Below are 15,532 nucleotides of genomic sequence, written 5' to 3'. Positions count from 1 at the left end.
CCTTTCCAAATACATATGAAAAAACTTTGGCAGTTGAATATGATTTTTTTCTTGTTATTATCTCTTTAAACACTTTTAAGCAATTCATAACTTTACCTTTGCTATAAATTCACAAAGAATAAAAAGGAACTCAATATTATTTTACCTTACTGTTTTTATTTTACAATATATTTATTTACTTTGTTATTAATCCAAATGTTAAATACCATAAATATTTAAGCCAAAAATCTAATGGTTAAATTTTAAATATAATAAAATTATATGATCATCTTTATATATTGCAGAACTTTTCTATATCTCTTTTTACCATGTCAATAGAGCCTCTCCAGAAGGATTCATCATGCAAATCTATTCCTATATATCTAGCTACATCATAAATATTAGCTTGCCCTGTTAATCTAAGAACTTCATTATACTTATTAACAAAAGCACTTCCTTCTTCCATATAAAGTTTGTATAGCCCCTTAGAAAATAAGAGCCCAAAAGCATACGGAAAATTATAATAATTTCTTCCTACATAGTAATAGTGAGGCTTATGCACCCAAGCATATGAATCGAAGGTTTCCTCTAGTATCGCCTCTCCATAAGCCTCTTTCTGTGCCCAAAGCATTAAATCCTTTAATTCCTCTAAAGATAACTCACCGTCTTTTCTTCTCTTAAATACTTCGTCCTCAAATAGGAACCTAGCATAAATATCTACTATTACGCTGGCACAGTTTACAAGTTCTGCTCCTAATATAACTAGAGCTTCATCCTTATTAGCAGTTTCTAAAGCTGCATTTCTTACAATATTTTCAGCAAATATAGATGCTGTTTCTGCAAGCGGCATAGGATATGATGAGTTCAGTATACTTTCCTTCTGTAATACAAATCCGTGGTAAGCGTGACCTAATTCATGAGCTATAGTACATACATTTTTAAAATTTCCATCAAAGCTACAAAGAACTCTACTCTCCTTTATAAAGTGCAAGTTATGGCAGAAGGCACCACTTCTTTTCCCATCCCTTACTTCGGCATCTATCCATCTATTGTCAAAAGCTTTTTTAGCAAGGTTGCCCATATCTTCTGAAAATGATGAGAAATGCTTTATTATAAATTTTTCAGCTTCATCATAGCTAAAAAACATATCCTTCTTTCCAACTGGTGCCATTATATCATAATAAGGAAGCTTACCCTGATATCCTAAAAGTTCAGCTTTCTTGAAAAAATACTTCTTAAAGTCTATCAAGCTTTCTTTCATAACCTTAAGCATAACATTTAAGGTTTCTTCATCCATTCTAGAATTTTCAAGAGTCATCTTAAGTGGCGATTCATATCCTTTTAGCTCACATATAGTTAATACTTCACCTTTTATACCATTTAAAGAAGCAGCAACTCCTTCTGCTATACTATCGTTACTTTCTAGCTCAGCATAAAAAGCCTTCCTTCTTATCTCCTTATTATCTGAAAACAATAAATTTTTCACCTTAGTTATGGCTAGCTTCTGTTTCTTTCCATCTATTTCAACTTCCACCTTATGGTTTGAAGTTAATTGATTTTTAAGCTTCAACCACGCACTAGAACTAGTTAATCTCATTTTAGATATAGCAATTTCTTCTTTTTCACTTAATATATGTTTATTTTCTAAAACTATCTCTTTGAGATAAAATTCATGCTCTTTCAATAAGTTAGAAGCTTCTATTATCTTATCTAAATCTTCTAAGCTGCTTATCCATTTTGCAAACTTAACCTGTGCTCCTGTTATCTTTGTTTGCTTCTTTTCTATAATACCTAAATACCTTTTTGCCTCTTCATTCTTTGCATCTGCTGAAAAACTTAGGCTGGCAAAGCTACTAAGTCTTCCCTCTAAACCAACATACTCCTGTATTAGACTTATATAACTCTCCAATTTCTTTGTAGATTCAGCATTATCCTTAAGACTATTTTCTGTCCATGATATAAACTTCTCTATACATTGATCCAATAGCCTCATGTCATTTTTAAAATCTTCACCATCAAAGGAAGAATATAATTCCTTTAGGCTCCACTTCATTTTTTCATTATCATTCATATTAATCATTAGCACTAGAGAGTTCCTATAAATAAAACTAATTTATATTTGCAGGGAAATAGCAGTTCCTAGGACTTTTGGGTATGTATAGATTATTAATTAGTTAACTTAGGAATTCTATAGATACTAATCTACACCTCTTTTCTTAATTAAAAATTCTTTATTATTAAATATTATTTAAAAAGCTGAAAAATCCTTCTATAAACTTATTAAATTATTTAATATATTATGTTAATTAAGTTTAAAACTTTGCTCATCTGCCAGAACTTCTTTACCTATGTAGAGAAATTTTATCAGGTCAATATGATTTATTTTTTATTGTATGCTATAATTAGCTCTTCTAAACTATTAAAATTATTAGGTTTAGCTATCAAAAAACTTTATACTGGTCAAGACAGTAAAAAAACATGCATATAAGGAATTTCCTATTTACGCATGTTTACTATACTCATATAAGCTTATACTAACTAACTTTCCTGACTTATCATTCCTTTTTTAACAAAGGCCATACTTTCCCACTTTCTTGATCTCCATCTCCATAGCATCAACACTCCTCTAAACCATTCGTCGCAGGCAAAGGCAATCCACATACCTGCAAGTCCTAGTCCGAGTTTTATTCCTAGTAGATATGATAAGGTAACACTGACTCCCCACATAGAGCAAATCCCCATGTAAACTGGGAACTTAACATCTCCAGATGCTCTTAGAGAATTTATAACAACTAAATTGAAGGAGCGGCCTGGTTCTAAGAATACGTCTATTACAAGAATAATACCACCTACAGCTAGTATCTTAGGATTTGATGTGAATATACCTAAGGCCTGATTTCTGAACACTCCAAATATTAATGCTATCGAAAAAGCTGTTGTTAATGCAAGTTTTAAACTGTGTATACATGTCTTATACGCCTTCTCATTTTCTTCAGCTCCTACAAGGTGTCCTACCAATATCTCAGTTCCTTGTCCTATTGCCACCGAAAATAAATAAGCGAACATTACAATGTTTTGTACATAAGCCTTAGTTGTTAAAGCCTCATTTCCCAAGAAGTTTATAAAATATGTTATAACTAGTTGAGATACATTATATGAAAGCTGCTCTCCTGCTGTTGGTATTCCTATCTTTAAAAGATCCTTGACTATCTTCTTAGGAAATGGTGTTAGATTCTTTAAGCTAAATCCTCTTTCAACATTTCTAAATACTACAAAAAGCATTATAATTAGCCCAACAACTTTACTTATATTAGTAGATATAGCCACACCTGCAACTCCTAAAACAGGAACTCCAAATGCGCCAAAGATAAAAATATAGTCTAATATAACGTGAAGCACGTTCATGCCTATAGTTACATACATAGATATTTTAGTTAGTCCATGACTTCTAACTATAGCTGTACAAGTCATCATAACTGCTTGAACAAATAAGAAACCGCCTACAATTTGAAGATACTGAGCCGCAAATTTCATGAGCTCAGGCCTTATTCCCATAGTACTTAAAATACCATGTGCTGCAAAATACATTATCGCACTCAACGTTAGTCCAAATATCAAGTTTATTATTAATGACACTGTAGCAACCTTAGAAGCCATCTTCTTATTGCCAGCGCCTAGATTCTGTGCTATAAGTACAGATGTTCCTGTAGATAAGATTCCAAACATTATGTTCATCATGGATATTAACTGATTTGATACTCCAACTGCAGCAACTGAGTTATCAGAATACCTGCTTAACATAAGTGTATCCACGCTTCCTAATAGCATGAACAACAAGGTCTCTATGAAAATAGGCCAGGTCAAATTAAATACTGTCATTCTATTTTTTGATGCTTTATTCTTGGTCAAACTAATCATCTCCGATTCAATACTTATACTATTTAGCTTTCTTATTCTTACAAACTGATGAGCCCATCTCAAAGCCACTATTGATTAAAATATCACTTGTGACTACATTCTTGTTATATTTATCCTTAAGTTTTAAAAGATAAATATCATGATGTATATGCTCAGATATTATTGAAACCATCAACGAATTTTCTGTAACTGTACCAAGAATATCCGCATCATTAGTTTCATTGGCTATAAGTGCCTTTTTATTGTCAACTATCATCATCCACCTTCTACCATCATAGAAAATACTCTTGCTTTCGTGATGATAATATTCCAAATCTAGTCCTTCTACATCAAGACTCTCAAAAGAAAAAACAATTATTCTAATGTTTTTTTCTATAAGTTTTTTTAATTCTTCTTCAAATAGCTTCAACTCAAAAGTAGTAGAAATGTATACTTCACTTTCCGCTTCCATTAACATCTTTTTTGTAGTTTCAATAAAATTAGTGTATCCTTTCATATTCCAGTACTGATCATCTAGTTCATTTCTTTCCATATTACTTAAGGATTCTTCCAATATGTCTATGGAGTTTTGATAATTAGCTTTTATATTGTTTATTAAAGTATCTGGAGATTGTGCTTTATAGACCGTAGGCTCTCCAGAGAGCATCAATACATTTCCTCTTTTGTATAAATTCTCTAAACAGCTGTATACCGAACTTCTTGATATATTAAGTAACTTAGAAATCTGAGATCCATTTAGTTGGCCATTTTTCAGCAAGCATAAGTATACTTCAGCCTCAGTTTTTGTAAAATTGAAATCTTGTAGCTTATTGATTATATCTTCCATATATACTCCTATATCTTCACATGTTCTTATTTCTTTAACATTATTAATGGTTATTTATAAATTAGTATAATAGTTTATTTTATCTGTAACCGCCTCATCGTGTTATGCTATGTTGTACTAATTGTACAACACAGTATTAAGTTAGTCAAATATGAATTTACGAAAGTTTTTAAGTATACATTCTTTGAAGCATATTACAATATATTATAAAAAGCAAAAAAGCCAAGGTATATGTCCTTAGCTTTTTCATTTAATCTTAAATAGATATATTTTAGATTAATAATATTATTATATTATTTGTATTGACACATACTACTCAGCTAGATTTATTACTATAGCCTTTGGTCTGCTCATAGCTTCTATAGAGTATCTTATTCCTTGAGTACCTATACCTGAAGACTTAACGCCAAGGAATGGGAAGTGATCTGGTCCTCTTTCAGTCTTATTATTGACTTGAACAGTACCAACTTCAAGTTTTGAAGCTATATAGAAAGCTGCGTTTATATCCTTAGTAAATACTGATGATTGTAATCCGTATTCTGAAGCATTTGCTATCTTTATTGCAGCATCTCTGTCACTTATTCTTATTATAGGAAGCACTGGTCCAAATGGTTCTTCCCAAGCCAATCTCATATCTACATTTACATTGTCATATAAAGTAGGATATATTAAGTTTCCTTCTCTATTTCCTCCAATTATAAGCTTAGCACCTTTTTCCTCTGCTTCTCTCATTAAATCTTCTACATAGTCAGCAGCTTTAGTATCAATAAGTGGGACTACGTCTACTTGATCATGCTCTAAAGGATTACCAACCTTTAACTCTGATATCTTAACCTTAAGCTTTTCTATTAGTTCGTCCGCAACAGACTCCATTACTAATATTCTCTTAACAGCTGTACATCTTTGGCCTGAATATGAATATGCACCAGCTATTATATTCTTGACAGTAAGATCTAAATCAGCGTCTTCCAAAACAATAGCAGCATCCTTTCCACCAAGCTCCATAAGCAATGGTTTCATAGCTGTTATTTGTGAAATATGCTTACCAACATCTGTGCTTCCTGTAAAGTTTATAAAGTCTACGTGATCATGAGTAACTGCATAGTCACCTATTTCACTACCTCTTCCTGTTACAGTGTTTAGAACACCAGCTGGAAGACCTGCTTCTTGGAATGCTTTTGCTAAGTATAAAGCTGATATACTACCTTGAGTCGCTGGCTTTAGTACTACAGAATTACCTGCCACAACAGCTGGAGCTATCTTTGAAGCTGATAAATTTACTGGATAGTTAAATGGTGAAATTGCAAGAACTACTCCTAAAGGCTCTCTAGTTACTACGGAAATCTTATTTCTATTGAAACCTGGGAATGGATCTGAAGGAATAGATTCACCTTCCATGCTCTTAGCTGCATCTGCTGTAAATCTTATATAATCAGCTGTTCTTGTAACCTCTGATACAGCACTCTTCTTATCCTTTGCAACTTCTCTTACCATTATATTTGCTATCTCTTCTGCTTTTTGATCTAATATATCAGCAGTTTTATAAAGAATTTCAGCTCTTTGATTTAGAGGGACATTTCTCCATGATAGTTGAGCATCACTGGCATTTTGTATAGCAGCATCTACCTCTTCTTTACTCATGCTTTGAACTCTTCCTACTATTGAATCATCTATTGGTGACTTTATATCTATAAGTTTCTTTGTGTTTGTTTCAATCCACTTACCATCTACAAGATTCTTATAAACTTCTCCATTACGTATATCACTAAACATTACCTTACCTCCAATGCCCTATCAATTTTTTCTCTATCAAAGCCTACTATTATCTGTCCATTAATATCTATAACTGGTACAGTTCTCTGACCAGATACTTCATATACTTCATTTCTGTACTCGTGTTCATCTGCTACATTTATTTCTGAATATTCTACCCCTTTTATCTTGAAATAATCCTTAGCCTTTACACACCATGGACACCATGATGTAGAATATATCTTTACCATATTACTAACCTCTCTTTGCTTCTAATATATATTTTTCTGCATCTAAGGCAGCTATAGTTCCATCAGCTACTGCTGTTGTTATCTGTCTAAATTGTTTTTCTCTTACGTCTCCAGCTGCATATACACCTTTTATGTTTGTTCTTGTACTTTCATCTGCTAGAATATATCCTTGAGGTGTAAGATTTACGTAATCCTTAAAATGGCCAGTCTTTGGTTCAGTTCCTATATATCCAAAGATAGCATCCATTTGAATTTCTTTTTCTTCACCTGTATTTGTATTCTTTATCTTAGCACTCTCCATGAACTTTTCTCCAGATACATCAACTAAATCCCAATTGTACATAACTTCTATCTTAGGGTGATGTAGCACTTCCTCAAGAGTTGCTGCTTCTCCTTTGAAGTAATCATATCTTCTAATCATAACTACTTTAGAAGCAAACTTTGTAAGGAATAAAGCTTCTTCTAGAGCTGAGTTTCCTCCTCCTACTACGCCTATAACTTTTCCTTCGTACATAGCGCCATCACATACTGCACAGTAGTGTATACCCTTTCCTGAAAACTTTTCTTCGTTTGGTACAGGAATCTTTTTAGGAGTTGCCCCTGTTGCTATTATTACTGCTTTAGGTTTATATATATAACTAGTTGTTTCTACTATTTTTTCTTTATCTGAGAAATCAACTCTTTCAACTAAATCAAATTCATCTATTGTTGCACCTAGTTCCAAGGCTTGCTCTTGCATTAAATCGGCAAGTTTCCCACCTTCTATAGACTTAAATCCTGGATAGTTCTCTATGGAATAACTAGTTCTTACTTGACCACCTACTATAGCATCTTCTAAAAGCACCATATTAAGTTTAGCTCTAGATGCGTATATTGCTGCTGTTAATCCTGCTGGACCTCCACCTATTATCATTAAATCAATTATCTTCTCACTCTTTGCCATAGTCTTCCCTCTTTCTGAACAATACTTACTTCCGTTTTAATTACCCCCAAGGGGTATCTTTAATATTATTATAGCACTATATATTCATTTTGCAACAAGTTTTTAACAAATAATAATTATTTATTATATTGCAATTCTTCTACTATAGTTTTTTATTAAATTTAGTTCTTATTCATTTTTGTGAAACTTATGTTTTTCTAAATGAAATATCTCAAAATATAAAGCTTCGTCGGTTTATTAAACGCTATATTTTGATTCTAAGGATTAAATGGGTACATCTTTATCTCTGATTGATGTAAAAAATCTATATGCTACATATAAATAAAAGAACAAACTTTACTTCATAGATGCTATTATACAAAAAAATAAAAATCGTAGTCTATTTAGTATAGAGATCTGATACTTTAATTTAATCCCTATATATAAACTACGATTTTTCATATTAATTTATTCTCTTATAAATATAATTTACTTAGGTTCTTCTTGAGCCACTACGCTTGGAGTGAATTTCAAATCTCCATCTTCTGCGGTTACTTTAACGCTTTGGCCTCTCTTTATATTTCCTTTAAGCAACTCCTCACTTAACTTATCTTCAACACTCTTAGTTATTACTCTTCTTAATGGTCTTGCTCCATAGGTTACATCTTTTCCTTTTTCAACAAGAATCTTTTTACTTTCCTCATCAAATTCTAGATGTATATCTTGTTCATCTAATCTTTCTGTAACTGAACTTACCATTAGATTAACTATTTGTAATAAATCTTCTTCTTGTAGTCCATGGAAAACTATTGTATCATCAATTCTGTTAAGGAATTCTGGTCTGAAAGTCTTTCTAAGATCATCCATAACATTTTCCTTCATCTTTTCATATTCAGTTTCGCTCTTATTTTCATCCATTCCAAAGCCTATTGTTTTTTGCTTTTTGATTGTATGAGCTCCTACATTTGAAGTCATTATTATTATTGTGTTTTTAAAATTGACAGTCTTACCTTTTCCATCTGTGAGTCTTCCATCTTCAAGTATTTGTAATAATATATTAAATACATCTGGATGAGCCTTTTCAATTTCATCTAGCAATACTACAGAGTAAGGTCTTCTTCTTACAGCTTCAGTAAGCTGGCCACCTTCATCATACCCAACATACCCTGGAGGGGATCCTATAAGTCTTGATACTGAATGCTTCTCCATGTATTCAGACATATCCACTCTAACTGTATTGTTCTCATCTCCAAACATAGCCTCAGCCAATGCTTTAGAAAGTTCAGTTTTTCCAACTCCAGTAGGTCCTAAGAATATAAATGATCCTATCGGTCTATTAGGGTCTTTTAAGCCTACTCTCGCTCTTCTTACTGCTCTAGCAACAGATTTTACTGCTTCATTTTGACCTACTACTCTCTTATGAAGTATTTCTTCAAGTTTTAATAGTTTCTCTGATTCAGTTTCTGTAAGCTTTTCTACTGGGACCTTAGTCCATTTAGAAACTACAGATGCTATTTGCTGTTCTCCAACTATATGAGTTTGAGCACTACTTTGAGTAGTCCAATTTGTCTTCATATGGTCTAGTTTTTCTCTTAATTTCTTTTCTTTATCTCTTAACTCAGCAGCCTTTTCAAAGTTTTGCACTGCTATAGCGTCTTCTTTTTCCTTAGTTGCTTTTTCGATTTCTTCTTCCATCTCTTTAAGATCTGGAGGAGTAGTTAAATTCTCAATTCTAACCTTAGCAGCAGCCTCATCTATCAAGTCTATTGCTTTATCTGGCATATATCTATCAGTTATATATCTGTCTGAAAGATTAACAGCAGCTTCAAGAGCTTCATCTGTTATCTTTACTCCATGATGAGCTTCATACTTATCTCTAAGTCCTTTTAATATTTGTAGTGTTTCATCCTTTGAAGGTTCTCCTACATTTACAGGCTGGAATCTTCTTTCAAGAGCAGAATCTTTTTCAATATACTTTCTATACTCGTCAATAGTTGTAGCTCCTATACATTGAATCTCCCCTCTTGCCAAAGCAGGTTTGAGTATATTAGATGCATCAATAGCGCCTTCAGCTCCACCTGCACCAACTATTGTATGGATTTCATCTATAAACAATAGTACATTTCCCGCATTTTTAATTTCTTCCATTACCTTCTTTAATCTATCCTCGAATTCACCTCTATACTTTGCGCCTGCTATCATAGATGTTATATCCAAAGAAACAACTCTTTTTTCTTTAAGTATCTCTGGAATATTTCCTTCAACTATCTTTTGAGCTAAACCTTCTGCTATAGCAGTTTTTCCAACTCCAGGATCACCTATTAAGCAAGGATTGTTTTTTATTCTTCTACACAAAATTTCTAAAACTCTTTGGGTTTCTTCATCTCTTCCAACCACAGGATCAAGCTTACCCTCTATAGCCATCTCAGTAAGATCTCTTCCAAACTGATCTAAATTAGGGGTCTTATGATCTGTTCTTCTTCTTTGAGGAGCATCTGATTGGCCACTCTGCGATACAGGCTTTCCATTAAAGCTACTTATTATATCTGCTCTAAGCTTTTCAAAATTAACATTTAGATTATTTAAAATTGTGTATGCTACACCTTCGTTGTCAGCTATTAAGGCAAGAAGTATATGCTCTGGACTTATATAATTATGTCCTAAATTTCTAGCTTCTACTAAACTATTATCTAAAAGTCTTTTTGTCCTTGGAGTTAGTGGTATCTCTCCTGAAAAGTACTCAACTTCACCTTCGCCAACATATTGTTGTATCAGCCTACCTACTCCATCTACATTTACATTGTAGGCGTTTAATAGCTCTTTACTTTTACCTTCATCCATTAGTATTCCTAATAGAATATGCTCCGTACCTATATACCCATGTTTATATTTTTTAGATTGCTCTCTAGCATTCATTAATACTTTTTGAGCTCTTTCTGTAAATCTACCAAATAACATGGTGTCACCTCCTAATTATTAATTTTTCTAAATGCCTCTCTAACTAATTTACCTCTTTCTACATCCCGCTCTCTTTCCGACAACTTTCTTCCTACCTTAAGTTGAAGTGAAGCAGGTTGAATGGATACAAGCAAGCTGTTCAAAAGTTTTTTATCTACATCATTTATTATTGACATTTCCACACCTAATCTTACGTATGAAAGAAGTTCTAAACATTCTTTTGAACTTAAAATAATTGCATTCTTTAGTATTCCAATTGACCTATATATTTTATCCAAAATTTCGTATTCATAATTAGCTCTTAATGATTCTCTAGATTTTATTTCTTGAGCAACCACTTGAGAGACCACCGCTTGAAGATTTGTAATGATTTCTTCTTCCGTAACTCCAAGAGTAACCTGATTTGATATTTGATATATATTACTATCTGCATTTGATCCCTCACCATACAGACCTCTTATAGTCATACCGACTTGAGCCAATCCTTTTATCAAGCCGTCAATTTCCTTATTCATTGTAAGCGCAGGTAAATGAATCATAACAGACGCTCTCATACCTGTCCCAAGGTTGGTAGGGCAAGCTGTTAGATATCCAAACTTTTCATCAAAGGCATAATCTAAATACTGTTCTAGCATATCATCAAGTTTATTAGCCTCATTATAAGCCTCTCTAACATTAAAGCCTTTGGTTATACATTGAAGCCTTATATGATCCTCTTCATTTATCATTATGCTCATGGTTTCATCTTTATCCACTAAAAAGGCTGTCTTTTTGTAGGACTTAAGCAAGTTAGGACTTATAAGGTGTTTTTCAAAATAACTAGTTGATACATTACCATTACTTTCCCATAACCTTATAGTAGTAAACTTTTCTCTATTTTCTTGATTTAAATAAAAAGCTCCTTCAATCCTGTCTACATTCTCTCTTCCAGCGCTTTCATCCATTCTATTAGTAAAAGGTATTTTTTTTAGATTTCTTGCTAATCTAACTCTAGAGCTTATAACTATTTCATCATTTCCAGCTTCAGCACCATTAATCCAGTTATCCATAAAGCATCCTCCTATTCTCCCATACTTTCTTGAACAGACTTTATTTCATCTCGAAGAACAGCTGCCTTTTCATACTCTTCTCCAAATATAGCTTGTTGTAATTCTTCCTTTAGTTTTACCAGCTTTCTCTTTTCTATAAAGTACTTTCCTGCCTTTGTAGGAACTTTCCCCATATGCTCCATATCACCTTGTACTCTTTTTATTACAGGATTGATAGAGTTCTGAAAATTCTTATAGCATTCACTACAACCCAGAAGACCTGTTTTCTTAAATTCGTTGTATGCCATTCCACAGTTTTCACAAACAACTTCATTATTCTGAGCTCCTTGGGAAGCCTTATTTACATAATCCACTAAACCGCTCAATAAGTTTTGGAATGAAAACTCACCTAAATCCTCAAATGGGTTTAAAGGAACTTCCATAGATTCATTTGCACACTTATCACAAAGATTTAATTCCTTCTTGTCACCGTTAACTACCTTTACAATATGAACACTAGCTTCTCTTTCTCCACATTTATCGCATAACATAAAAATTCCCTCCTTACTTTAAGATAATAAAACCACAACCAGTGATCTTAATATATCGGCTCTAACTTTATTTCTATCTTCTACATTCTGAAGAGTTCTATCATTAATGGTTATTTTTATTAATGCCATCTCACGCTCATTTATAATATTTAAGTCATAAAGACTTTCTAAAATAGCTACTCCATTGTGATAAGTAATACTATCTCCTATACTTGAGCTTATTATTTCATAAATCTTATCTTTTGTATCATAAGTAATTTTTTTGATAACTATGCAGCCTCCGCCACCTCTTTTACTTTCTATCAAATAACCTTTATCGCAGGTAAATCTAGTAGTTAATACGTAATTTATTTGAGATGGAGCACAAGAAAATTTATCTGCTAATTCATTTCTTTGAATTTGAAGTTCTTGATCGCAGCTTTGTTCAAGTAAGTTCTTTATGAATGCCTCAATTATGTCAGACAGTCTAGCCACTAAACCACCACCTTACTTTGACTTTCTTTGACCTTGAATATATATTATTATTTTTTTCTTTTTAGTTCAAGTGATAAGTATTATTAATTAACAAAGCTATTAACAGAAAATTAAAGCAATTCAATTTTATTTGAGTATAACCATTTTTTATGGTTATAATAAGACTATAATAGTCAAATTTAAGGATGTGATTTTATGGAAATAATTAATCTAGGACACGCTTCCTTTTTAATTAAGAATTCTATGGGAAAAAGGTTGTTATTAGACCCTTTTCCAAATGATATTGCCTATTCTACTTATGAAGATAAAGTGGATTTAATAACAATAAGTCATAAACATTTCGATCATTGCTATATTTCCAAAGCTAATATTGACACAAAAGTTATAGATACTTTAGGCATACATGCTGAAGAATTTTGTACGATACATGGGCTAGCTAGTTACCACGATAAAGAAAATGGGCTAAAGCGAGGTCCTAATATTATTTATATTATTGAAATGGATAACTTTAGAATATGTCACTTAGGAGATTTAGGACATACTTTAGATGAAGATATGCTTGATAGGATAGGTAATATTGATGTTCTTATGATTCCAGTAGGCGGTAACTTCACAATTGATGGATTAGAGGCTGCAGAAATTACAAAGGCTATAAATCCAACATATGTTATTCCTATGCATTATAAGACACCCAAACTTACATTTGAGTTAGATGGTCCAGAAAAATTTTTAACAGCTATGAAAAATGTAAAGAAAATTTTATCTAATAGCTTTATTCCTGAAAAAGATATATCTTCAACTAATAATGTGATTTTTCTGACCTAATAATGAAACCTATTGCAACTAGTGATTGTATGTAAAAATATAAAAGTTCTTAGATATATATTATTATATTTCTAAGAACTTTTATATTCTATGTAAATCTCAATTTTATTCTTATAGATACCCTTTATAAGAACCTAATTTATACATTTTTGGTAATACATGCTTATGCGGATTAGCTGATCCCGTGTTTTGGGAACCATCAGAAATGCTTAAATTAATAGTTTAAGTTGGATACCTATATGTAAATATATAAACTTATCTTATTATTCAACCTTAAACCTGTTTACAAGGGTAGTCAGCGATGTAGCCATGCTATCCAATGTCTGTGCAGTAGCTGTAAATTCCTGAACAGTTGCTGTTTGTTCCTCTATGTTTGAAGCTACTGATATAGTACTTTCAGAAATATTTTTCGCTTCCTCTGTAACTATTTCTATTCTATTCTTCACTTGATTCTTAGCATTAAGGGTTTCTTTAAGTTCCATGTTGCTATTTTCTATAGTGGTAGAATTATCTAGTATCCCTGAAACTATATTTTTAAAGGATTCTATAGTCTCATCTAATATCTTTCCTTGATCACTTATCTTAGATGACACTTCTCTTGCACTATTTGAAACTTCTTTAGTATCTCCTGTTATGCCTGTAACTATATTATTAATATTCTTAGAAGAGTCTAGAACTTGCTCAGCTAAAGTTCTTATCTCATCTGCAACCACCGCAAAGCCTCTTCCTTGCTCTCCAACTCTCGCAGCCTCTATAGCAGCATTTAAAGCTAGCAGGTTAGTTTGTTCTGCTACATCGTTAATAACCAAAGTTATGGATGAAATATTATCCACACTCCCATTTAGCTTAGATAAAGTATTTTCAACTTCCTCAAATTTATATCGTATTTCTTCTATAGATTTAGCCAATTCTACAATCTTATCTCTACCGTTATCTGCTTTATGTTTTATTTCCATATTTCCACTTAGTGCTGAACTTAGATTTGCTTCCATTGTTTTTAATCTATCTTCTAAATTTATTAATACCACATAAGACTCTTCTAAATTATTAGATTGAGTATTAACTCTATGAGCTGAATCTGTCATAGCTTCTGCTATGCTACCATTTGAACTTGCCATTTGCTCACTTGATGCAGCTACTCCTTGTGAAGCCTCAGCAAGATTATTGGCTGACTGTTTGATCTCTAAAATCATCTCTTTTATATGCTCCAAAGTGTCTGCCATTATATTAGACAATTTACCTATTTCATCTTTAGAAGAAACCCTTACACTTGCTGTGAAATCTCCCTTTGCCACAAGATCTAAAGACCCAAGCATATGCTTTATTGGGTTAACTATGCTTCTAGCAACAAATCCGCCTATGACAAAGGCCACTATTTGAATTACTATAGCAATAACCAGCATGCTAATAATGAGATTACTTATATCCTTTTGAGAACCACTCATTGGAATACCAAGTTCTATTACTCCAATTACCTTATCATCACTTTTGATAGGCATTACTGACTGAAGCATAAGTCCCTTATCTTTATCGTTTATTTTATAAGAAGTTTTGTTCCCTGTAGAAAATACAGTTTCAGCATACTGATCCTTTCTTTGTGATCCAGTCTCTGTATCAATAGTACTAGCAACATACTTATAATCCTTATTTCTTATACCTATATAACTTATACTAGAATTTTTATATTTCCTTGTTAACTCTTGAAGATAGCTTGCATCTTCAGTGGTATGTCCATTTAAATTAATCAAAAATTGTTCAGACATCAAAGCTGTATCTTCCATAGCTTGATTTTGTATTACTGTGGAAGTTCTATAACCATATACAAGTGTATAAATTATAGAAAATAATAAACACACTCCCCCAAAACTTAAGCTTATCTTCCGTCTAAGTGATTTCATGTATTTGCCCCCTTATTTCCTTGTTTATTAACAATTTTAAACAATATCTGCAAATACTTCAATGGTTGCTTGTATTTTTTCCTATTTTCTATTTAATTTAGTATAATTTCACATTAAAAAGGCTATTTTTTGATAATTTGATACTAATTG

General features: G+C 32.3%; 12 protein-coding genes. 1 reads left to right on the top strand and 11 read right to left on the bottom strand.

The window, feature by feature from the left end:
- Window positions 1-271: 271 nt before the first annotated feature.
- From C1I91_RS03385 to C1I91_RS03340, 10 genes are all read right to left on the bottom strand, one after another.
- A complete protein-coding gene (locus C1I91_RS03385; RefSeq protein WP_238475916.1) occupies window positions 272-2,059 on the bottom strand; it encodes a M3 family oligoendopeptidase in 1,788 nt (595 codons plus the stop codon).
- 458 nt (window positions 2,060-2,517) lie between these two features.
- Complete coding sequence (locus tag C1I91_RS03380) at window positions 2,518-3,888, bottom strand: MATE family efflux transporter (protein WP_128211229.1); 1,371 nt, start codon at window positions 3,886-3,888, stop codon at window positions 2,518-2,520.
- Window positions 3,889-3,916: 28 nt separating this feature from the next.
- Window positions 3,917-4,723 carry a TrmB family transcriptional regulator gene (locus C1I91_RS03375; protein WP_128211228.1) on the bottom strand — a complete coding sequence of 269 codons (807 nt, stop codon included), beginning with the start codon at window positions 4,721-4,723 and terminating at the stop codon, window positions 3,917-3,919.
- Between the two features lie 312 nt (window positions 4,724-5,035).
- Window positions 5,036-6,496 carry an NADP-dependent glyceraldehyde-3-phosphate dehydrogenase gene (locus C1I91_RS03370; protein ID WP_164880424.1) on the bottom strand — a complete coding sequence of 487 codons (1,461 nt, stop codon included), beginning with the start codon at window positions 6,494-6,496 and terminating at the stop codon, window positions 5,036-5,038.
- Window positions 6,496-6,726 carry a glutaredoxin domain-containing protein gene (locus tag C1I91_RS03365; protein WP_128211227.1) on the bottom strand — a complete coding sequence of 77 codons (231 nt, stop codon included), beginning with the start codon at window positions 6,724-6,726 and terminating at the stop codon, window positions 6,496-6,498. The genes C1I91_RS03370 and C1I91_RS03365 overlap by 1 nt, the downstream gene beginning before the upstream one ends.
- Window positions 6,727-6,730: 4 nt before the next feature.
- The gene (gene trxB, locus C1I91_RS03360; RefSeq protein ID WP_128211226.1) at window positions 6,731-7,669 is read right to left on the bottom strand and encodes a thioredoxin-disulfide reductase; all 939 of its coding nucleotides are present in this window, start codon (window positions 7,667-7,669) and stop codon (window positions 6,731-6,733) included.
- A 468-nt stretch (window positions 7,670-8,137) separates the two neighbouring features.
- Window positions 8,138-10,606, bottom strand: a complete 2,469-nt coding sequence (locus C1I91_RS03355; protein ID WP_128211225.1) for an ATP-dependent Clp protease ATP-binding subunit — start codon at window positions 10,604-10,606, stop codon at window positions 8,138-8,140.
- Between the two features lie 11 nt (window positions 10,607-10,617).
- Window positions 10,618-11,655: a protein arginine kinase gene (locus tag C1I91_RS03350; protein ID WP_128211224.1), complete on the bottom strand. Its 1,038-nt coding sequence runs from the start codon at window positions 11,653-11,655 to the stop codon at window positions 10,618-10,620.
- Window positions 11,656-11,666: 11 nt separating this feature from the next.
- Window positions 11,667-12,185, bottom strand: coding sequence for a DUF7685 domain-containing protein (locus C1I91_RS03345; RefSeq protein WP_128211223.1), 519 nt, complete (start codon window positions 12,183-12,185; stop codon window positions 11,667-11,669).
- A gap of 18 nt (window positions 12,186-12,203) precedes the next feature.
- Window positions 12,204-12,659 carry a CtsR family transcriptional regulator gene (locus C1I91_RS03340; RefSeq protein ID WP_128211222.1) on the bottom strand — a complete coding sequence of 152 codons (456 nt, stop codon included), beginning with the start codon at window positions 12,657-12,659 and terminating at the stop codon, window positions 12,204-12,206.
- 195 nt (window positions 12,660-12,854) lie between these two features.
- Here C1I91_RS03340 and C1I91_RS03335 point away from each other — a divergent pair, with 195 nt between their 5' ends.
- Window positions 12,855-13,484, top strand: coding sequence for an MBL fold metallo-hydrolase (locus C1I91_RS03335; RefSeq protein ID WP_128211221.1), 630 nt, complete (start codon window positions 12,855-12,857; stop codon window positions 13,482-13,484).
- A gap of 263 nt (window positions 13,485-13,747) precedes the next feature.
- Here C1I91_RS03335 and C1I91_RS03330 read toward each other — a convergent pair whose 3' ends face one another.
- Window positions 13,748-15,382: a methyl-accepting chemotaxis protein gene (locus C1I91_RS03330; protein ID WP_128211220.1), complete on the bottom strand. Its 1,635-nt coding sequence runs from the start codon at window positions 15,380-15,382 to the stop codon at window positions 13,748-13,750.
- Window positions 15,383-15,532: the final 150 nt, after the last annotated feature.

This window comes from Clostridium manihotivorum (assembly GCF_004015185.1).
GTDB classification, from domain to species: Bacteria; Bacillota; Clostridia; order Clostridiales; family Clostridiaceae; genus Clostridium_AR; species Clostridium_AR manihotivorum.
Note: the sequence above shows the minus strand (reverse complement) of the source record. Positions and strands in the feature narration are given on the sequence as shown.